We start from the raw sequence: 21,970 nt of genomic DNA on the forward strand, positions 1-21,970 counted from the left end.
GACAATGAAAAAATCCGCAAGGATTCTCAGGAATCATCTTCTTTATTAAAAAGTTTTTTTATGCATAAATGGAAACTCTTGCAGAAAAAGTGTATACTAAATAGGTATGATTGTGAGGTGGCGAAATGGCCAATTATAGTTATCCAATTGATTTGGAATGGTCGCATGAAGAGATGAATAAAGTCATCAAACTTTGGAATGCGGTCGAAGAGGCTTACGAAAAAGGAATCCAAGTAGAAGTTTTCAAAAAAGCCTACCAAGAATTTAAAACGGTAGTTCGTAGTATCGGTGAAGAGAAGAGACTTGGCCGTGAATTCGAGGAAGTAAGTGGATATAGCCTTTATCGTGTTGTCCAAGCAAGTAAAAACGCAACAAAAATTATTCGTATGGAAGGATTGAAAAAATAATGGATTTATTAGCAACACACTTATTAGTAAATGACTGGATTATGGAGGCTGGACAAAAAATCCGTCACAGCTTTGGGGAACCATTAAAAGTAGATACAAAAACAAGCCGTAACGACTTAGTAACAAACGTGGATAAAGAAATCGAACAATTCTTTATCGCAAAAATTCGTGAACAATTCCCAACACACAAAATCATGGGAGAAGAAGGTTTCGGTGACGAATTAACTTCAATGGATGGTTACGTTTGGTTAATCGACCCAATCGATGGCACATTGAATTTCGTGAAACGTCAAGAAGACTTCGGGATTATGATTGCTTTATATAAAGATGGTGTAGGTCTATTAGGTTACATTTACGATGTAATGCGCGATCGCTTCGTATACGGTATTAAAGATTATGGTGCGTACTGCAATGGTCGTCGTCTTTCAACTCCTGAAATCCACAGTATTGGCGACAGCTCAATCAACGTGAATGGATTTATGTTATTAGAAGCGACTGAAAAAGAAGCTGAAATGATTCGTAAAGCAATGGTTACTCGTACTTACGGAGCTTCTTCGATTGAGCATATTCAAGTGATTTTAGGAAAATCTGTAGCGTATGTTTCAACATTATTAGCTCCTTGGGATATCGCACCAGGAATGGTGATTGCTAAAGAACTAGGATTACACTACAGTACAGTTGACGGAAAAGAAGTAGACTTCTTAGTTCCTAACAAAAAGACAACAGGTGTTATCTGTTCTAAAAATATTGCTGACGAAATTATCGCAGCATTTAAATAAGAATGAGTGGAGGGGCGTAAGTGATTACGCCTCTTTCTTTTAAAGGAGAACGTATGAATATTGCAGTTTATTGTGCGGCAAGCCAAAGTAATTGCCCTGCATTTGATACAAAAACAGAAGAACTAGGCAAATGGATGGCCAAACACAACCACACGCTCGTTTATGGTGGTGGAAATACGGGGCTCATGGGAGTCGTTGCGACTGCCGTGATGAATGAAGGCGGCGAAGTGATTGGTGTGATGCCGCAGTTCTTTGTAGACCGTGAAATTGCGAAACAAGATATCACGAAACTTCATATTGTCGACACGATGTCGCAGCGTAAAAATCAGATAATCGCACTTAGTGAAGTGTACATTGCGCTTCCTGGTGGTCCGGGAACTCTTGAAGAAATCTCTGAGGTCGTTTCTTGGGTACGTGTTGGCCAAACCAATGGCATTTGTATCTTCTATAATATGGAAGGGTACTATGATCATTTAGAAGCCTTTTTTGATATAATGGTGGAAAAGAACCTGCTAAGCAAAGAAGACAGAAGACAAATTCATTTTGTGAAAACTTTGGCGGAAATCGAAGTAATTATTGGGTTGGTATCAGTTTAAATTTCGAGTGCATTTACTTAAAAATCGATTTTATGTTTTGTATAATTTACTTAGTGAATAAAAAGTAAAGTTGTTATCCATCGTTAAATAGAGAGGGGAATGAGCTAATGATGAAGTCGATTAGTAAGGTCTACCAGTATTTGTCTTTTATCTGTTTATTGATTCAATTTCTATTCGCAATCTATTTCTATAATCAAAGTGGCGTATTTTTTCAAGAAGGAGTACTAATACTGTTTCAATCCTTGACTGGACTGTTGGTGATTGGAATAGTGCAACGAAGTAACAGGCAACACGATTGGCTAATTGGAGTAGGGGAAGCTTTAATCCTTCTTTTACTATTTTATCAAATCTATGCCAGTCATATTATGATTGTGGATGCATTTGTGGATAGTACCCTTCCACTTTTTTTACAAGAAGTTTTTGGGATTTGTAGTAAACTAGTTCTTTTGATGATGGGATGGAGTATTCTTCAACTGTTGATGCAGTTTGGTAGAATGTTCTGTGTAAAAAGGGTGACAACAAAATAAATCGAATGTAGTTCTATTATTGGAGTGGAAAAGTAAGCCGGAATGATGCAAGTTCTGGTGGAAGTTCTACTCCGTTTTTTGTTAGCGTAATACCCCTAACTTTGCTATAATAAAGGATATGAGTTTAAGGGAGGGCAACGAATGGAATTAGAAAAAACAACGCAAATGAACTTGCTTGTAGAGTTCTATGGCAGCCTTTTAACCGATAAACAACTCGAATATATGGAGCTCTATTATGGGGATGATTATTCGCTTGGTGAAATCGCCGAAGAATTTGACGTGAGCCGTCAAGCAGTATATGATAATATCCGCCGCTCGGCAAAGTTATTAGAAAATTACGAAGAGAAATTGCATCTGGTTGCTGATTTCTATAAACGCCAAGAGCACTATGATGAATTAGAAAAAGAAATTCAAAAGAACTATCCTGAGGCAACACAGCTTGCTTCAATCGTTTCAAAATTACAAGAGATGAATAAATAAACTCAAGGAGTGAAAATATGGCATTCGAAGGATTATCAGATCGCCTGCAAAATGCGATGACTTCCGTTTCACGAAAAGGAAAAATTACGGAAGCTGACTTAAAACAAATGATGCGTGAAGTGCGTCTTGCGCTTTTAGAAGCCGACGTTAACTTCAAAGTTGTAAAAGACTTCGTACGTAAAATGAACGAACGTGCATTAGGTGCCAATGTGCTTGAAGCATTATCACCAGCACAACAAGTCGTTAAAATCGTTAACGAAGAATTAACAGAATTAATGGGGGGCGAACAAGCGCCGTTTCGTTTTGAAGCTAAACCGCCAACGGTAGTAATGATGGTCGGTCTACAAGGGGCCGGTAAAACAACGACTGCTGGTAAACTCGCTTCTTTCATGGCGAAACATGAAAAGAAACGCCCATTACTCGTTGCTGCCGATGTGTATCGTCCAGCCGCGATTGACCAATTACAAACATTAGGAAAACAATTAAACTTCCCAGTGTTCTCACTTGGAAATCAAGTAAGCCCAGTAGAAATCGCAAAACAAGCCATTGAAAAAGCGAAAATTGATGGTCGCGACTTAGTGATTATCGATACGGCCGGTCGTTTGCATATTGACGAAACCTTGATGGAAGAATTACAAAACATCAAGGCAGTTGCAAATCCAAGTGAAATCTTACTCGTTGTCGACTCAATGACAGGGCAAGATGCCGTAAACGTTGCTCAAACATTTAACGAACGTCTGGATATTACAGGGGTTATCCTTACAAAACTTGATGGGGACACTCGTGGTGGTGCGGCTCTATCTATCCGTTCAGTAACTGGAAAACCAATTAAATTTACAGGTCGTGGGGAAAAATTAGAAGACTTCGAAATCTTCTACCCAGAACGTATGGCTTCTCGTATTCTTGGTATGGGGGACATGATGACCCTTATCGAGAAGGCACAACAAGACTTCGATGAAGCAAAAGCGCAAGAGATGGCGGATAAAATTAAAGCCAACACTTTTGACTTTAATGACTTTATCGACCAATTAGACCAAGTGAATAAGATGGGACCACTAGAAGACATCTTGAAGATGATTCCAGGGCTAAATAAAATGGCTGGTCTAAACGACTTAAAAGTGGATCCAAAAGATACAGCTCGTATGAAAGCTATCGTCTTATCAATGACTCCACAAGAGCGTGAAAATCCAGATATCTTATCACAAGCTCGTCGTAAACGTATTGCGGCAGGTTCGGCTCGTCCATTAGCAGAAGTGAACCGTTTAATCAAACAGTTCAACGAGTCTAAGAAAATGATGAACCAAATGTCTAATGGTAATATGAAAGGCCTAGAAGGCATGATGAACCAAATGGGCATGGGTGGACGTACGAATAAACTTGCTCAAATCGGTATGCAACAATACGCACGCCGTCAAAAACAAAATAAATTGAAAAAATTAAAGAAAAAACGTTAGGAAACAGCGTTATAAAATAATAAAAACCGCAACATCTTACTAAACACGTAAGGTTGCGGTTTTTATTATGGTGAAGATAACGCAAAGAAAGGAGAACTCAATGGGAAATCAAACGAAAACATGGCATGTCATTCCAGCGGTAGTCGCAACTGCGATTATGAGCTTTTGTGGTGTGCTGATTGAAACCGCAATGAACGTTACCTTCCCAACATTGATGACAGAATTCAATACAGATTCTTCAGGGATTCAATGGGTAACAACAGGATACTTACTGGCTATTGCCATTGTCGTGCCGATTACGGCGTATTTAACACGAAACTACACAATTCGCCAACTCTTCTTGGCAGCGAACCTTTTATTTATCGGTGGGGTCTTAATTGACTGTATTTCACCAAACTTAGCGATTTTATTACTCGGACGCTTTATGCAGGGGATTGGAACAGGAATTGCACTTCCACTAATGTTCCATATCGTATTGACAAAAGTACCTTTGCACCAACATGGAACAGTGATTGGAATTGGAGGAATGACGACCGCTCTTGCGCCACCAATCGGACCAACATTTGGTGGTGTCGTCTCAAGTATGTTTGGATGGCGTGCGATTTTCTATGCATTGATTCCATTCCTAATTTTCTCATTAGTGATGGGACTTTGGGCGATTCAAGCGGAAGAGTCACCAAAGAAACAACCATTCAACTTTATGGCGTTTGTAACGTTAGGGATTGGGCTCGCAAGTTTACTGATGGCGATTGAACATTTATCCGTCATCTACCTTGGAGTAGTAGTTGTGGCCTTTGCTGCATTCTTTTACTTTAACCAAGTGAATCCACTCTTATCGTTTAAACCATTCAAGCTTGTTCGCTTTAATGCGACACTTTATATCGTGTTAGCTTTCCAAGCAGTCGTCTTAGGTTTATCGTTTATTTATCCAAACTTTATTCAATTAGCGTGGGGAGAAACAGCCACAGTGGCTGGGCTCTTCATGTTCCCTGGGGCTGCGATGGTTGCGGTATTATCTGTTGTGTCGGGTCGTTGGTATGATAAATCAGGCCCGCTAAAGCCAATCTTAACGGGATTAGTATTTGCGGTTGTTGGGGGAGTAGCCATCAGCGTCTTCTTCCCAGGGTTAACGATTTATCCACTCTTAGCGCTAAACGTAATCTTTATGACAGGGATTGGATTTGTAATGGGAAGCAATGTGACCTATTCGTTAGCGCAATTAAATTCAGAGATTCAAGCAGATGGGAATAGTATTGTGAATACATTGCAACAGTTCACTGGTGCGATTTCAACAGCTGTTATCGCACGTATTTTCAGCTCTTTTGATTCCAACTTAGTAACAGCAGGACAAATCAGTGTCATCTTTGTAACGACACTTGCGGTGATCGCCCTTGTTGTTTTCTTGTGGATTTATCCGCAAACGCAAAAGAAAAATTAAAATAGTGAGGCAATCCTTTTCTACTGGGAGAAGGGTTGCCTTTTTTAGTACTTATCATATGAAATGAAAAGAGGACTATAGTACAATAGATAGACGTGTGAAAGGAGAGCAAAATGTATTTACTAAAGAAATTATCGTGGTTTTTTAAATTAGAGTGGAAACGATATGCTATCGGGATTCTTGCATTATCTCTTGTTAGTGTACTGAATCTGATTCCACCAAGAGTGATTGGGGAAGTTGTCGATGCCATTGACCTGAAGACCTTAACAACATCGTCTTTACTATGGAACTTATTGCTGTTACTCCTTTCAGCAGTAGCCATGTATGGCCTTCGTTTTGTATGGAGACTGTTCATCTTCGGGACTGCAAACTCGCTAGGACAGAGACTTCGCAATCGTCTATACGATCACTTCACAAAGATGTCTCCAAGTTTCTATCAAAAGTACCGTTCTGGAGATTTAATGGCTCATGCCACCAATGACGTGAGTGCTGTTGTCATGACTGCTGGTGGAGGTGTCATGTCGGCTGTCGATGCTTCGATTACAGCGCTAGTGACGCTAGCGACGATGTTCTTTGTGCTCGATTGGCGTGTGACGCTCGTTGCGATTATTCCATTGCCGCTACTGGCGATTGCGACAAATATTGTAGTTCGTGCGGAACATCAAAGTTTCAAAGAATCGCAAGAAGCTTTCTCACTGCTGAATAACCATGTAAACGAGAGTGTTTCTGGGATTAAAGTTACCAAATCTTTTGGATATGGAGAAAAAGAAACGGCGTCATTTTGGCAAACGAACCAAGATGCATGGAAGAAGAATAATCATGCTGCGAAATTTAATAATCTATTCGATCCAATCGTTCTTATTTTCGTGGGACTTAGCTACTTAATTAGCCTGGGGTATGGTGGGTATTTAATCCAACAGGGCGAATTTACGGTAGGAGAAATGATTACCTTCATGACATATCTAGATATGCTTGTATGGCCGCTTCAAGCCATTGGTTGGCTCCTAAATATCGGTCAACGTGCAAGCATCTCGTATCGTCGTATTGAAACATTAATGGACGAGACAAGCGAAGTAAAAGAAGCTCCTCACGCACTTCCGATTACAGAAGTACGTGAGATTGATGTCGATATCCATAACTTCCAATACGAAGATGTGCCAACATTAGAAGATGTAGCATTTCACCTTCGTCAAGGGCAAACGCTTGGGATTGTAGGCCCAACAGGTTCTGGAAAATCAACGCTCTTAAAATTATTCCTTCGTCAATATGATGCCGGAAAAGAAGAGATTTTAATGAATGGCCACTCGATTCAAGACTATCGCATGAAGGATTTGCGTGCGCTTATGGGATATGTGCCTCAAGAACAGATTTTATTTGCAATGTCGATTAAAGACAATATCCGTTTTGGAAATCCAACACTTCCTGATAAAGCAGTGATAGAAGCTACTAAAATCTGCGGACTGTATGACGATATTATGGCGATGCCTGAAGGGTTCGATACGTTAATCGGGGAGAGGGGTGTCCTTTTATCAGGCGGTCAAAAACAACGTCTATCGATGGCACGCGCGCTCGTTGTGAATCCTGAAATTCTCATGCTAGATGATTCGTTATCGGCTGTTGATGCGAAGACAGAGCATTTAATTTTAGAAAACTTGAAACGTGAACGTAGCGACAAAACGACAATGATTACAGCGCATCGTCTATCAGCGATTGTGCATGCGGACCTGATTATTGTGCTCCAAGATGGACGTATTGTGGAAAAAGGAATGCATGAAGAATTAATGGCGCTTGGTGGATGGTATGCCAAAACTTACGACCGTCAACAGCTTGAAGCGACACTTGAGGAAGGGGGAGACGCAGTTGAACATGAAGACCTTTAATCGACTCATCGCCTACTTATGGCGTTATAAGAAGTCGAGTACGATTGCGATTTTATTTATCCTCTTATCCAGTGTGACCGCAACGGTAATTCCGCTGATGGCTCGTTATTATATCGATACGTATATTGATAATGGCGTATGGAATGAAGGGTACTGGATCCTGATGGTTTACTACTCATTATTCTTGTTACGTGTTCTACTCACGTATATCGGAACCTATGCTTTTAGTTATGTATCCAACAGTGTTGTTCGCGATTTGCGTCAAGAGGCCTTTACCAACATGCAAAAACTCAATATGACGTATTTTGATACAACACCAGCAGGGGCTATCGTGTCGCGTTTAACGAACGATACACAGGCAGTTAGCGATATGTTTAGCTCAATTTTCTCGACGTTTTTAAGCACCATATTTATCGTTGTGGCGACATTATCAGCGATGTTTAGTATGAATGTTGGCCTTACGATTTTAATGATTCTGTTTATTCCGGTGATGTTTGCATCCGTTAAAATTTATAACCATTTATCTCACAGCGTAATTCGTAAGACGCGTGAGAAGCTCAGTGAGATTAACGTGAAGCTTGCAGAAAGTATTGACGGGATGAAGATGATACAGGCCTTTAATCAAGAAGAACGTTTAAGACGTGAATTCGAACAGATTAACGAGGAACATGTGCAATTCTCGAATCGTTCGATTAACGTGAACAGTTTGTTCCTTCGCCCAGCGATGTCACTTTTGAAGCTCGTTGCCTATGCGGTCATTATTTTATACTTTGGCCTTACATGGGAAATAGCAGGAGTGACTGCTGGGGTGATGTACGCCTTTATTCAATTCTCGAATCAGTTATTTAATCCATTAATCGATGTGACACAAAACTTCTCGATTATTCAAACGTCGATGATTGCAGCAACGCGTGTGTTTGAAGTCATCGATAATACCGATTATGAACCTGAACAACTTGGGAAGGTTACTGAGATTAAAGACGGGAAGATTGAATTTAGAAACGTTACTTTCTCTTATGACGGGAAACGAAATGTACTTAAGAATATTAATTTTGTGGTGAATCCAGGAGAGACCGTTGCCTTTGTAGGGTCGACGGGTTCAGGGAAGTCTTCCATCATGAATCTCTTCTTAAGATTTTATGATTTTAAAGAAGGGGAAATCTTGATTGATGAACTTCCAATTCAACAATATTCAAAAGAAGTTCTTCGCGATAAAATCGGACTCGTACTTCAAGATCCATTCTTATTCCATGGAACGGTTGCTTCTAATATTCGCATGTACCAAGACATCACAGACGAAGACGTGAAGCAGGCGAGTGAGTTCGTAGATGCTCATCATTTTATCGAACAACTTCCACAAGGATATGACCATAAAGTCTCTGAAAAGGGATCAACATTCTCTAGCGGTGAGCGCCAATTAATCGCCTTTGCTAGAACGATTGCGGCCAATCCGAAAATCCTGATTCTGGATGAAGCGACTGCTAATATCGATTCGCAAACCGAAGAAGTCATTCAAACGTCTCTTAAGAAAATGAGAAACGGAAGAACGACCTTAGCGATTGCTCACAGATTGTCGACGATTCAAGATGCAAACCAAATTTTTGTACTCGATAAAGGAGAAATCGTCGAGAGCGGAACGCATACGGAACTCTTAGAAAAAGAAGGACTCTATTATAAAATGTACCAACTCCAAGCTGGGATGATGCAAGAATAACAATCATTAGAAAAGACATAGCGAAAAAACGCTATGTCTTTTTTGCAAGTGTAACAATTTTGTTACGTAACATAATTGTTACATCATAAGTTGGAAAAGTTCAGCTGTATCAAAAATGATTTGTATCAAAATTGATACAAAAGGAGTTTTTGAATTAAAGTTGTATCATCTGTGATACGTATCATGCAGGATACACAGTGCATCAAAAAAATACCTTTGAGAAGACTCTCAAAGGTATTTTGCGTTATTATTTGCGGTTTTGTTTTCCAGCGTTTCTTCCAACTGGTTTATTTTGGCGCTTTGCAAAAGTTTCTTGTTGTGTCGCTTTTTGTGCTGGTTTGCTTGGTGTTTTACGCTCCGGTAAAACGATATTATCATGATTTAACTCTTCGTCAATTTGTGCTTTAATTTTTGGACGTAAGTATGTGTTTTGAATCCAAGATTGTAAGATTTGAATTAAAGCTGAAGCAAAGAAGTAAATACCAACCCCTGCAGGTGATTGGAAAGTCATCATAAACATCATTACTGGTAAAATATAGTTCATAGAACGACTTTGTTTTTTTGTTTCTTCATCCATTCCCATTTGACTTACGAGAGATTGAATGTAGTATAGGGCAGCAGTAGCAATTGCTAAAGGAACAAATTCTTTACCTAGAGCAATTCCCATGAAGTCACTGCTTGAAATCTCGTTAGATAGCAAGATTGCATTATATAATCCGCTCCAAATTGGAAGTGTAATTAATAGTGGAAGACATCCAGAACCAAGTCCGCCCATTAATGAGACGTTATTTAACTTGTATAGATCCATTTGCTCTTGTTGAATTTCTAGTTTTTCTTGAGGAGTTGCTGCTTGTTCTGCACGAGCAGTAATTTCTGCAATATATGGTTTTAAAACTGCCATCTTTTCTTGCTGGACAAGCATTGATTTCATTTGATGGAATTGTGTTGGCATTAAAACCACACGGACTAAAACGGAGACGATAACAATCGCAATAGCATAATTTCCATTAAACATAGAAGCAATTTGATTTAATAACCATTGTGTTGGGACGACTAGATATTCATAGAGCCATCCAACGGGTTGATGATCTGCATTATATTGCACGGTACATCCTGCTAATAGTAGTGGAAGAACAGTTGCAACGAAAAGCAGTTGCGTTTTTTTAGTAAGTTTCATAATCACTTTCCTTTTCATTTAATAACATGACTTATTTTACACGGGTTTCGTTGAAATAGCAATGTTCTTTATATAATTTCAAATTTTGTAAAAAGAGGTGCATCCATCAATGAACATTCTTCGTATCGGTCGACACGTCCGTAAGGAGAAGTGGATGCTTTTACACGTTCAATAAAGCGATTGACAGCGTTTGGCTCTCCTTGAGCTACGGCTAGGACAGAACCATCCATTTTGTTTTGAACCGTTCCAGTAATCTCTAGTTGAATAGCGAGTTGCTGTGTGAAGAAACGGAAGCCAACACCTTGAACTCGTCCCCAGACGCGAATTTGTAGAGTAATCATAGAAATACCTCCTTAAATGATGATTAATTTGTCATCTTTATGAAACAAGATTACCATGATTTCCTAAAATTTGGTATACTAAGATACGAGGTGAAAACATGTTTAAAGTTATTGAAACAGTGGGTCATGATGAACCATGGTGGTTTTTTGAAGACTGGGAAAAGATGATTGTTTCGACAGAAGAGTTTGATGAGATTGAAGAGGCTCTTTGTGCCTATCAGGCTCTCTATCAAAATTTTGAAGATAACTATCCAGAAAAACGTGAGAAAGGATCTTGCTGTGTTGCATTTTGGAACACTGTAGAAACAGATTATTGTGTTCCTTGTGAATGTGACCTTCAGATTTTTCATGGAATTATGATTGTTGATGAAAAAAATCAATTAGTAGACTTGAAAGGAGAAGAACGTGGCTAAACAAACAAAGAAAAAAACGTCTAGAAGCAAAAATACTCAAAACTCAAATCCCTTACTTTCTATAGAAGCGTTAGCGGTATTTTTGATTGTCTATTGTTTATTAGCAATATTTCAACTGGGATTTTTGGGTAAATTTTTTGCAAACGTCATTCGCTTCTTTATAGGAGATTTATTTGTGTTCGGAGGCGTTTGCGGAATCCTTGCTGGATTTGGAATGCTCTTTAGAGGACGAATGCCTAAAATTATTTGGAGATGGACTGTGGCAGCAGTTTGCTCAAGTATTGCGTTACTCCTATTTGTATCCGTAATGACTTATAGTAGCTTTACGAGTTCAGGGTCTCCTTTATTTCAAGAGATGATGAATCGATTTATGGTTGATTTTACATCCAATATGATTTCTCAAAACCTTGGTGGAGGGCTCATTGGTACGCTTTTATATGCGGGAACTTATTTCCTCGTATCGCAATGGGGAACTTATTTATTAGTATTCTTACTTCTAGTATGCAGTGCCTTACTTATTTTTGATATTCATTTAAGTGATGTTATGAATTTTGTTCGAACTCACGTATCCAATCTTTCTCAAAAAATTGCTGAGAAAAAGGCAGAAAAAGAAGCAAAACAAAAAGCGCTTGAAGAAGAGGATTTATATACTCCAAATCCAGAAATCCATCTGGATGAATCTTTACCAGTAGAAGAACCTGTAAAGGAAGAGCGAAAAGAACATTCCTTATTAAACCGAATGAAAAATGCCTTCTTTGATGATTATGAAGATGAATCAATGGTAGATACGGAGCAGGAATTGTATGAACCTGTCTACAGTGAGCCAGTAGTTTCTCCAGAGCCAGTTTCTCCGGTGACACCAGTAGTTTCAACTCCATCGCCAATCGCTTCTAAAACACAAGAAAACTCTATCCAAGAGGAAGCAGAGTTTGAGGATGATGGGGAAGATATTGGAGATTTAGCAATGGGAGGCGAGGAAAATGATGAAGACTATCAATTACCTCCAGTAACCTTACTGAATCCTGTTCAACAATCGGATCAATCAAATGAACGTACGATTGTGGAACGCAATATGCGTATTTTAGAGCGTACGTTTGCAAGTTTTGGGGTGGATGCTAAAGTCATGCCAAACCCAATGCTAGGGCCAGCCGTGACAAAATACGAAATTCAACCAGCAATCGGTGTTAAGGTAAGTAAGATTGTTAACTTGAGTGATGATATAGCTCTAGCACTTGCTGCCAAAGATATTCGTATCGAAGCTCCAATCCCTGGAAAACCTTATGTAGGGATTGAAGTTCCAAATAGCCAAACAAGTTTTGTATCCTTTAGCGATGTCATTCAATCGGCTATTCAATCATCAAAACCATTAGACGTACCATTAGGAAGAGATATCTCGGGTAATGTTCGTCTTTGCGATATTACAAAAATGCCGCATATGTTAATTGCCGGTTCAACCGGTTCGGGTAAATCCGTATGTATTAACGGCATTATCACAAGTATTTTAATGAAGACGAAGCCTCATGAAGTGAAACTGATGATGATTGATCCGAAGATGGTAGAGTTGAATGTGTATAATGGTATTCCTCATCTATTAACACCGGTTGTAACAAACCCTCGTAAAGCTGCGCAAGCCTTACAAAAGGTTGTGGCTGAGATGGAAAAACGTTACGAATTATTTGCTTCAATGGGAATGCGTAATATCGATGGGTATAACGCTCATGTCGAACAATATAACCGTGAAACAGGCGAAAATAACCCAACGCTTCCTTATATCGTCGTGATTGTAGACGAACTTGCGGACTTAATGATGGTTGCAAGTAATGAAGTGGAAGACGCGATTATTCGTCTTGCGCAAATGGCTCGTGCTGCCGGGATTCATATGATTCTAGCAACACAACGTCCATCGGTTGACGTTATCACAGGGATTATTAAAGCCAACGTTCCTTCTCGTATCGCCTTTGCGGTATCTAGTGGTACAGACTCTCGTACGATTATTGATGCTAATGGCGCTGAGAAACTTTTAGGACGCGGGGATATGCTGTATATGCCAATGGGTGAAAATAAACCAATTCGTGTACAGGGTGCATTCTTAACGGATGAAGAAGTCGAACGTATCGTTGATTTCGTGAAAAATCAGCAAGAAGTAGAGTATGATGAAGCGATGATGCCTTCAGAAAACACAACTGCTGCTGGTGGTAGTGAACCTGAAGACGAACTATTCTACGAAGTCATCGAATTATTAAAAGAACAAGAAACGATTAGTACTTCCTACTTACAAAGACGTTTCCGTATCGGATTTAACCGTGCAGCACGAATGATTGACGATTTAGAAGCGCGTGGTTATGTCGGTCCTGCAGATGGAAGCAAAGGAAGAAAAGTGAATGTTCATGTTTTCAGTGAAAATAATGCTTCTGAAACCACTGAAACAAATACTTAGAAATGTAAAACACGAACATTTTTCGATAAAATTACCTCCAATAGAAAGATTTATCTTGCTTTTCATTTTATTTATGATAGAATGACTGTAGTAAATCATTTATTGGAGGTTTTTTATTGTGAAAATTAAGAAGAGTTTTGCTTTATTCGCTTTATCTATTGGTGCAAGTGCTGTATTAGCAGCATGTGGTGGTTCTTCTACTAACTCATCTTCATCATCAAATGCTTCAAATTCAGGTTCAAATGATAATTTTAAAGCCGTTATGGTTTCAGATACTGGTGGTATTGATGACAAATCTTTCAACCAAGGTGCTTGGGAAGGTTTGTTAGAATGGGGTAAAAACAATGGTGGTAAAACAAAAGGCAATGGCGTTGATTACATTCTTTCTAAGTCAGAATCTGATTACACAACAAACCTCAACACAGCAGTGTTAAATGAATATATTATTATTTTTGCTATCGGATTTAAATTACAAAAAGCTGTTGAAGAAGCAGCAAAAGCAAATCCAGAAGCTCACTTTGCAATCATTGATAGTGTGGTAGAACAACCAAACGTAGCTTCTATCAACTATAGAGACCAAGAGGCTGCTTTCCTAGCTGGGGTTTCTGCTGGTTTAACTACAAAAACAAATAAAGTTGCTTTCATCGGTGGAATGCACGGACCAGCGCTTGACAAATTCGAAGCAGGATTCAAAGCTGGTGTTAAAGCTGTAAATCCAAATGCAACTGTTGAAATTCAATATGCTGAATCATTCTCTGATGCAGCAAAAGCTAAATCTTTAGCAGAAGCAATGTACGCTTCAGATTTCGACGTTATCTATGCGGCAGCAGGTGGTGCTGGTTTAGGTGTATTTGCAGCAGCCAAATCTATCGTTGAAACAAATCCAGATCGTAAAATTTGGGTAATCGGGGTAGACCAAGACCAACAAGCAGAAGGTAAGGTCAACGATTCTCGTAATGTTACATTAACTTCAACTTTAAAAGGTGTTAAACAGGCATTAATGAAATTTACGGATGATGCTGCTAAAGGAAACTATCATGGTGGAGAACAAGTGGTATACGGATTATCAGATGATGGTGTTGGTTTAACAGATGGTCAATTAACGGAAGAAGTTAAGGCAAAAGTTGCTGAATATAAGAAAGCAATTATCGATGGAAAACAAGAAGTTCCTGCGAAACCTTAATTAGATTTAACGATTAAAACGAGAGGAGTAGGAGTGGAAGAGAATGGATATTTCTTCACTCCTACTTTTTTATACATAGATCATTTATGAGGTGAGAAGAGTGGTACAAGATACATTTGTGATTGAGATGAAAGGAATCACGAAGAAATTTGGGGATTTTGTTGCGAATAACGAAATTGATTTAACGTTAAAGAAAGGTGAAATCCATGCGTTATTAGGAGAAAATGGGGCAGGAAAATCTACTTTAATGAATATTCTTTCTGGTTTATTAGAACCAACAGAGGGAGAAATTAAAGTCAATGGTGTTCCAACGAAAATTGATTCACCAAATACAGCGAACCGATTGAAAATCGGGATGGTTCACCAACACTTTATGCTAGTGAAGAAATTTTCAGTTGTTGAGAATATTATTTTAGGGAAAGAACAAACTAAATTCGGTTTTATCAATAAAAATACTGTAAAAGAAGAAATTTTGGCGTTGTCTAAAAAGTATCACTTAGTAGTGGATCCAGACGCTAAAATTGAAGACATCTCTGTGGGAATGGAACAAAGAGTGGAGATTCTTAAAACTCTCTATCGTGGGGCAGATATTTTAATCTTCGACGAACCAACAGCTGTATTGACGCCACAAGAAATTGAAGAATTGATTTTAATCATGAAGCAATTAACGAAAGAAGGAAAATCGATTTTCTTAATCACTCATAAAATTAAAGAAATTCAAGCTGTAGCCGATCGTTGTACTGTTATTCGTCGTGGAAATGTCATTGGGACAGTAGAAATGGGAAGTGTTTCTGATCAGGAACTAGCAGATATGATGGTTGGACGTTCAGTTTCCTTTAAAACGGAAAAAGAAGCTGCAAAACCAACGACAGACGCACTTGTAATTAAGAATTTAGTTGTAAAGGATAGTCGTGGAATTAATGCGGTAAACGGTCTGGATTTAACAGTTCGCCACGGTGAAGTGGTTGGTATTGCAGGGGTGGATGGGAATGGTCAAACAGAATTCGTTCAAGCTCTTGCAGGTTTGAGAAAAATTGAAGAGGGTTCAATTGAATTAAATGGAAAAGATTTAACGCATCTGCCAACAAGACAAAGAACGGAAACGGGACTAGGCCATATTCCAGAAGACCGTCATAAACATGGGCTTGTATTGCAAATGGGATTAGATGAGAACATTGGAATTCAAACTTATTATAAAGAACCTCTCTCTAAAAGAGGATTCCTTAATAAAAAAGCATTTGTCGATTTGGCAGAACGCTTAATTGAAGAATTTGATGTTCGTACACCAAGTCCTACTATTTCAGCTGGTTCTCTTTCAGGAGGAAATCAGCAAAAAGCGATTATTGCTCGAGAAATCGATCGTGACCCAAGTTTATTAATTGCAGCACAACCAACGAGGGGATTGGATGTTGGGGCGATTGAATATATCCATAAACGCCTTATTGAACAAAGAAATAAAGGGAAAGCAGTTTTGTTAATGAGCTTTGAACTAGATGAAATTTTAAACGTGGCGGACCGAATTGCCGTTATGTATGAAGGTAAAATTGTGGATGTGTTAGACACTAAGGAAACAAATGAAACAGAATTAGGATTATTGATGGCTGGTTCTACAAGAGAACAAGTAAGAGCTATGAAACAGGAGGAGTTATAAAATGAAAGGTGCGAGTTATAAAAAAGTCCTTATTCCTGTCCTTTCAGTTATTTTAGGGCTATTAGTAGGGGCCATTATTATGGCGGTATTTGGGTTTGATCCTGTTAAAGGTTATTCAGCTCTTTTAAAAGGTTCCCTAGGAAAACCATTTTATATTGGTGAAACTTTAAGACAAGCTACGCCTCTGATTCTTGTAGCCTTAGGTTTTGCATTTGCAAGTTATGCAGGGTTCTTCAATATCGGGGTAGCTGGTCAAGCGTTGATGGGGTGGTTTGCTTCTGTTACAACAGGACTTCTTTTCCCTGATTTACCTAAAATTGTATTACTTCCTTTATGTATTCTTGTAGGGATGCTTGCAGGGGCTTTATGGGCAGGAATTGCGGGTTATTTAAAAGCATACTTTAATACGAGTGAAGTTATCGTGACGATTATGTTGAATTATACAGCATTGCATATTGTGAATTATGTGATTCGTGAAATTCTAACAGAAAAAGCAGAAATTACAGCATCCGTTCCAGAAGCCGCTAGCTTAAAAATGTCTTTCTTATATCAATTAACAAGCAAATCTACATTACATGGTGGAATCTTCATTGCGATAGCTGCTGTGTTTGTTGTCTGGCTTTTAATGAATAAGACAACAACCGGATTTGAGTTGAAAACAGTAGGGCTAAATAAAAACGCGGCCGAGTATTCCGGTATGAGCGCTAAAAAAACAATTATTTTAGCAATGTTAATCTCTGGTGGGCTTGCAGGTCTTGGAGGAGTTATGGAAGGATTAGGAACATTCCAACATGCATTTGCTTCTGAAAGCTTACCAAGTATTGGATGGGATGGAATGGCGGTAGCGCTATTAGGTCTAAGTAATCCATTTGGAATCTTATTCTCTTCATTAGTATTTGCAATTTTACGGATTGGTGGAATTTCCATGCCACTACTTGCAAAAATTCCTACAGAGGTTGTATCTATTGTAGTTGCCTTTATTATTTTCTTTGTTGGGGCGAACTATTTAATGCAAGTGATTGTCGATAAATTTCCAAGTTTTGGGAAAAGAAAGGGGTAAATAGATATGGATTTAGTCACTCTATTACAAGTAATTGTCGGAAATATGCTCATCTATTCAACGCCTCTTATTTTAACTGGACTTGGTGGTGTATTTTCTGAAAGAAGTGGGATTGTTAATATTGGTCTTGAAGGAACGATGGTTATAGGTGCTTTTGCATCTGCAGTATTCAACCTAGCATTTGCACCACAATTGGGCGCATGGACACCTTGGATAGCGCTCCTTGTTGCGGCACTTGCTGGAGCATGCTATTCGGTGATTCACGCTGTAGCTACTGTTTACTTGCGCGCTGATCATATTATTTCAGGAACGGTGTTAAACTTACTGGCACCCGCTTTAACCGTATTTTTATGTAGACTTTTGTATAACGAACTCGGACAAACGGAAATTATTACGAACTACTTTGGAAAGACAACTATTCCAGTACTAAGTTCAATTCCAATCATCGGTCAAATCTTCTTTACAGATACTTTCCTCTTAGCCTATTTAGCTATTGGATTGGCCTTTGTCTGTTCGATGATTTTAAATAAAACAAAATTTGGTTTACGTTTACGTTCGGTTGGGGAACATCCTCAAGCAGCCGATACTTTAGGAATTAATGTTTATCATATGCGTTTTGCAGGAGTATTAATCTCAGGGTTCTTAGCAGGGATTGGTGGAGCTATTGTTGCTCAATCGATTACTCTGAACTTTTCTGCGACAACCATAGCGGGTCAAGGATTTATTGCAATGGCAGCGATGATCTTTGGTAAATGGAATTCTGTGAGTGTGATGTTATCCGCTTTACTCTTTGGTCTTGCTCAAAGTTTAGGGGTTATTGGAAACTACATTCCAATTATTAAAGATATTCCGTCAGTAGGCTTGACGATTGCGCCATATTTGATTACTATCATTGTATTGGTAGGATTCATTGGTAAATCGGAAGGGCCAGCTGCGAACGGCAAAAACTACGTTAAATCAAAATAATAATGAAACTGCTTTTAATTTGGATTTGAATCTTTGTTAAAAGCAGTTTTTTAATGAGAAGGGGTTATAAATGAAAAGACTAGTCACTTTAATGATTGCTATCCTTGCAATGGTAGCTATTTTATTTGGAGTAAAAAATTTTATTCAAAACAAAGAGGCCAAAGAAGAATCGAGTTCTTCTTCAGAACAACAACAATTGTTCCTATTTAACTGGGGGAATTATATCGATCCAGAATTAATTAAAGAATTTGAAGCAGAAACTGGAATTCAAGTGGTTTATGAAACATTTGATTCCAATGATGCGATGGAGGCTAAATTGAAACAAGGTGGAACGCGATATGATTTGGTATTTCCAAGTGAATCAAGTATTACCAAATTAGTAAATCAGAATTTACTTCAAAAATTAGACCATTCAAAGATTAAAGGACTAGAAAATATTTCTTCTTTCTTATTAAATAGTCCCGTTGATCAAGGAAATCAATACACCATTCCTTATTTCTGGGGAACGGTTGGGATTATGGTGAATACGAAGTATATCGATCCTGAAAGTATCCAAACGTGGGGTGATTTATGGAAAGAGGAGTTTAAAAACAAACTTCTTGTACTTGACGGAAACCGTGAAGCGTTAGGGATGGCTCTCCAATCCTTAGGGTATTCATTAAATTCTAAGAATGAAACTGAATTAAAAGCAGCTGAAGAAAAATTGAAAGAATTAAAATCAAATGTTCGCGCAGTACTCAATGAAGAAATTAAAACCATGATGAAACTGGAAGAAGCTCCAATCGGAATGGGGTATTCTGGAGATGCAGCTGCAGTTGCAGAAGAAAATCCAAACGTACAATATATTTTACCAAAAGATGGAAGTGCCGTTTGGACGGATAACTTTGCAATTGCGCACACAGCAGTGAATGTTGAAGGAGCATATGCCTTTATTAACTTTATGTTACGTCCAGAAAATGCAGCCAAAAATGCTGAATTTGTTGGGTACGCAACTCCTAATGAAAAAGCCAAAGAGTTGATGGATCCAGAAGTCACTGCAGATGAGACGTTCTATCCATCAGAAGAAGTTATCCAATCTCTGGAACATTATGAGTTTTTAGGAAATGAATGGATAACAAAATATAATGAAGCCTTTTTAGACTTCAAGATGGGATTATAATATGCACTATTATTTAAAAAGTAAGAATATCTTCATTGGAGACACAAATGAAGCAGTACCTGCTATTTTAGAAATCAAAGATGGCGTGATTGTAAACCATTTAGATTACAATACTTCCCTTGTAGGGGAAGTTATCGATGTAGGAGACCAATTAGTGACTCCTGGGTTTATTGACGCGCATGTTCATTTGTATTTGTCTGCTTTAATTCATTTAGGAAAAATGAAAGCGGTGGGAGGAGCCTCTATTGAAGAAGTCATCACACAAGCGGAATCCATTCCTGAATATAATGGTTGGAAAATTGGAATTGGATGGTATGCGAGTGATTTTGGACAGCAAATTTTGCCAACGAATGAAGACCTTGATAAAGCTTCAAAGACAATTCCTATTTGTTTAATTGCAGGGGACGCTCATACGATTTGGTTTAATTCAAAGGCACTAGAAGTACTCGAATTAACCCCAGAAGCCATTCCACAAAACATTGGTGGAGAAGCAGTTGTAAAAGACGGCAAGCTAACAGGAGTATTTCTTGAAGCAAAAGCCATCTATTATTTATCAAAAGTATTATCTGTTTATAAAGACGATGAAGAACAGGCGTTAAAAAATTATATGTCATACTTAAACCAAATGGGTGTGACGGCAGTTGGGGATGTGGCCTTAACGGGTGAAAGTCCTGATGATATTGTATACCCTGAGCTTTACGCAAAAGTGGAAAAAGAGGCCACTGTACGTGTTAGCTTCTTCCCAGCGATGCGTGAGGCAGTAGAACAAAACCGTGAACTGTACAAAAAATACCGTTCCAAAATGCTTCAAATGGGTGGCGTAAAGCAATTTTATGATGGAGTGACAAGTTCTCATACCGCCTATTTGAAAGAGCCGTATCCAATGCCGTTCTTCGAGGGAGATGTCGGAGGGCCACTCTTAACAGAAGAAAAGATGGAACGTTTAACGCTTCTTGCCAATAAAGAAGGATGGCCTATGAGAATTCATACGGTAGGCGATAAGGCCATTGCTTTAACGCTTCAAAATTTTAAAAAGGCGCAAGAAGAAACACCTTTTGACGCACCGTATAAATTCAACACGATTGAGCATTTAGAAGTGATGGATCCTACAGACCTTCCATTAACAGCTCAAGATTCCCTCATTGTTTCTGTTCAGCCAAGTCATTTATTAGTCGGTTATGAAACTTTAGATGAAGAAGTTGGGGCAGAGCGTGCGCGCCATATGTTCCCGTTCAAATCCTTCTTAGAAGAAGGTGCTACGCTTGGTTTTGGAACGGATACGCCAGTGGTACTGGATGTTACACCGTTTGAGTCGATGTTTAACGCGGTGGCAAGGCAAACTAAAGAACAGTTACCGGAACCTTGTTTATTGCCAGAACAACGTATTTCTTTTGTTGAAGCATTAAAGGCGCATACCAGTGGTGCCGCTAAAGCATTAAGTCGATTAGATATCGGTACATTGGAAGTAGGCAATTTGGCCGATTTTGTCGTTTTAGATAGAAATATTATTGAAGGAAGCCCACAAGACTTATTAAAAGTGGAAGTGGTGGCAACCTATGTAAATGGAAAATGTGTTTTCAAAAAGTAGTTCAAAAGCTAGATAGAGCCTTCTATCTAGCTTTTTTCATATATTTTCAGCTGAATAGTTTTCTTTCAAAATTGTTGTTTTTATGAAAATAAAAAAATTAAAATCCCTTTGTTATCATAATGTAAGCACTAATAAATTTGAAGATAGTTTGAATTTCAAAATAAATTGCAAAAAATAGTTTGACACTCAAAGTAAAAAATAATATACTTTGAACATCAAATGATTTGATATTCAAACAAAAGGAGAAAATCTTTTATGGAACCAACTCTAGAGACCATAAACGGGTACTTGGTGGACGTCTTTAACCAAATGCTCGACATTGAAGAATCTTCGCTGGCGCAAAGCCAATTTAATGATTTATCCATTAAAGAGATGCATGCCATTGAAGCGATTGGAATGTATAGCGAACATACGACAACGGAAGTCGCTAATAAATTGAATGTTACTGTTGGGACGCTAACAGTTGCAGTAAATGCATTAGTCAAAAAAGGCTACGTGGTTCGTTTGAAGAGCGAAGCCGATCGAAGAATTGTAATTTTAGGTCTGACCAAGAAAGGTCGCTTACTTTATCGTCTTCATCGTAAATTCCATGAAAAATTAGTTTTAAAAACAATTGAAGGAATGAACGCTGAAGAAATGGCAGTTCTTGTGAAGGGGCTTCATAATTTACATGATTTCCTACACGAGGCTGTACTAGCAAATCAAGAAGGGAAGTAGACA

At 38.5% G+C, this 21,970-nt stretch carries 20 protein-coding genes; 18 read left to right on the plus strand and 2 right to left on the minus strand.

Features of this window, described 5'->3' with window-relative positions:
• The first annotated feature begins 125 nt into the window (after positions 1-125).
• The 9 genes from ADH99_RS02120 (at position 126) to ADH99_RS02160 (ending at position 9,275) form a co-directional block, all read left to right on the plus strand.
• Positions 126-407: a UPF0223 family protein gene (locus ADH99_RS02120; RefSeq protein ID WP_049554642.1), complete on the plus strand. Its 282-nt coding sequence runs from the start codon at positions 126-128 to the stop codon at positions 405-407.
• Positions 407-1,186, plus strand: a complete 780-nt coding sequence (locus tag ADH99_RS02125) for an inositol monophosphatase family protein (protein WP_005605229.1) — start codon at positions 407-409, stop codon at positions 1,184-1,186. The genes ADH99_RS02120 and ADH99_RS02125 overlap by 1 nt, the downstream gene beginning before the upstream one ends.
• Before the next feature lie 53 nt (positions 1,187-1,239).
• Positions 1,240-1,782, plus strand: coding sequence for a TIGR00730 family Rossman fold protein (locus ADH99_RS02130; protein ID WP_049554728.1), 543 nt, complete (start codon positions 1,240-1,242; stop codon positions 1,780-1,782).
• A gap of 107 nt (positions 1,783-1,889) precedes the next feature.
• A complete protein-coding gene (locus ADH99_RS02135) occupies positions 1,890-2,309 on the plus strand; it encodes a hypothetical protein (RefSeq protein ID WP_049554641.1) in 420 nt (139 codons plus the stop codon).
• Between the two features lie 141 nt (positions 2,310-2,450).
• Positions 2,451-2,789 carry a putative DNA-binding protein gene (locus ADH99_RS02140; protein ID WP_048711172.1) on the plus strand — a complete coding sequence of 113 codons (339 nt, stop codon included), beginning with the start codon at positions 2,451-2,453 and terminating at the stop codon, positions 2,787-2,789.
• Positions 2,790-2,806: 17 nt separating this feature from the next.
• A complete protein-coding gene (gene ffh, locus ADH99_RS02145; protein ID WP_049554640.1) occupies positions 2,807-4,243 on the plus strand; it encodes a signal recognition particle protein in 1,437 nt (478 codons plus the stop codon).
• 100 nt (positions 4,244-4,343) lie between these two features.
• Positions 4,344-5,681: an MFS transporter gene (locus ADH99_RS02150; RefSeq protein ID WP_049554639.1), complete on the plus strand. Its 1,338-nt coding sequence runs from the start codon at positions 4,344-4,346 to the stop codon at positions 5,679-5,681.
• Positions 5,682-5,794: 113 nt separating this feature from the next.
• On the plus strand, positions 5,795-7,561 hold the full coding sequence (locus ADH99_RS02155) for an ABC transporter ATP-binding protein (protein ID WP_049554638.1): 1,767 nt from the start codon (positions 5,795-5,797) through the stop codon (positions 7,559-7,561).
• On the plus strand, positions 7,548-9,275 hold the full coding sequence (locus ADH99_RS02160; protein WP_049554727.1) for an ABC transporter ATP-binding protein: 1,728 nt from the start codon (positions 7,548-7,550) through the stop codon (positions 9,273-9,275). Before ADH99_RS02155 ends, ADH99_RS02160 begins: the two co-directional genes overlap by 14 nt.
• Positions 9,276-9,522: 247 nt before the next feature.
• Here the strand turns inward: ADH99_RS02160 and yidC are convergent, their stop codons facing one another.
• Positions 9,523-10,452 (minus strand): membrane protein insertase YidC, encoded by a 930-nt coding sequence (gene yidC / locus ADH99_RS02165; protein ID WP_244266359.1) that lies wholly within the window; start codon positions 10,450-10,452, stop codon positions 9,523-9,525.
• 68 nt (positions 10,453-10,520) lie between these two features.
• Entirely contained in the window at positions 10,521-10,793 is a 273-nt protein-coding gene (locus ADH99_RS02170; protein ID WP_049554636.1) for an acylphosphatase, read from the minus strand.
• Positions 10,794-10,891: 98 nt separating this feature from the next.
• Here ADH99_RS02170 and ADH99_RS02175 point away from each other — a divergent pair, with 98 nt between their 5' ends.
• The 9 genes from ADH99_RS02175 (at position 10,892) to ADH99_RS02215 (ending at position 21,967) form a co-directional block, all read left to right on the plus strand.
• Positions 10,892-11,206: a DUF1033 family protein gene (locus ADH99_RS02175; RefSeq protein WP_049554635.1), complete on the plus strand. Its 315-nt coding sequence runs from the start codon at positions 10,892-10,894 to the stop codon at positions 11,204-11,206.
• Complete coding sequence (locus ADH99_RS02180) at positions 11,199-13,643, plus strand: DNA translocase FtsK (protein ID WP_049554634.1); 2,445 nt, start codon at positions 11,199-11,201, stop codon at positions 13,641-13,643. The genes ADH99_RS02175 and ADH99_RS02180 overlap by 8 nt, the downstream gene beginning before the upstream one ends.
• A 124-nt stretch (positions 13,644-13,767) precedes the next feature.
• Positions 13,768-14,826 carry a BMP family lipoprotein gene (locus ADH99_RS02185; RefSeq protein WP_049554726.1) on the plus strand — a complete coding sequence of 353 codons (1,059 nt, stop codon included), beginning with the start codon at positions 13,768-13,770 and terminating at the stop codon, positions 14,824-14,826.
• Between the two features lie 100 nt (positions 14,827-14,926).
• A complete protein-coding gene (locus ADH99_RS02190) occupies positions 14,927-16,477 on the plus strand; it encodes an ABC transporter ATP-binding protein (RefSeq protein ID WP_005605262.1) in 1,551 nt (516 codons plus the stop codon).
• Position 16,478: 1 nt separating this feature from the next.
• Positions 16,479-17,537: an ABC transporter permease gene (locus ADH99_RS02195; protein ID WP_049554633.1), complete on the plus strand. Its 1,059-nt coding sequence runs from the start codon at positions 16,479-16,481 to the stop codon at positions 17,535-17,537.
• A gap of 6 nt (positions 17,538-17,543) precedes the next feature.
• Positions 17,544-18,503 (plus strand): ABC transporter permease, encoded by a 960-nt coding sequence (locus ADH99_RS02200; protein WP_005605266.1) that lies wholly within the window; start codon positions 17,544-17,546, stop codon positions 18,501-18,503.
• A 70-nt stretch (positions 18,504-18,573) separates the two neighbouring features.
• On the plus strand, positions 18,574-19,662 hold the full coding sequence (locus ADH99_RS02205) for an ABC transporter substrate-binding protein (RefSeq protein WP_005605268.1): 1,089 nt from the start codon (positions 18,574-18,576) through the stop codon (positions 19,660-19,662).
• A gap of 1 nt (position 19,663) precedes the next feature.
• The gene (locus ADH99_RS02210) at positions 19,664-21,250 is read left to right on the plus strand and encodes an amidohydrolase (protein ID WP_049554632.1); all 1,587 of its coding nucleotides are present in this window, start codon (positions 19,664-19,666) and stop codon (positions 21,248-21,250) included.
• Between the two features lie 255 nt (positions 21,251-21,505).
• Positions 21,506-21,967, plus strand: a complete 462-nt coding sequence (locus tag ADH99_RS02215; RefSeq protein WP_005605272.1) for a MarR family winged helix-turn-helix transcriptional regulator — start codon at positions 21,506-21,508, stop codon at positions 21,965-21,967.
• Positions 21,968-21,970 lie beyond the last annotated feature (3 nt).

This window comes from Granulicatella sp. 572.rep1_STHE, from assembly GCF_001073445.1.
In the GTDB taxonomy this organism is placed as follows: Bacteria; Bacillota; Bacilli; order Lactobacillales; family Aerococcaceae; genus Granulicatella; species Granulicatella adiacens.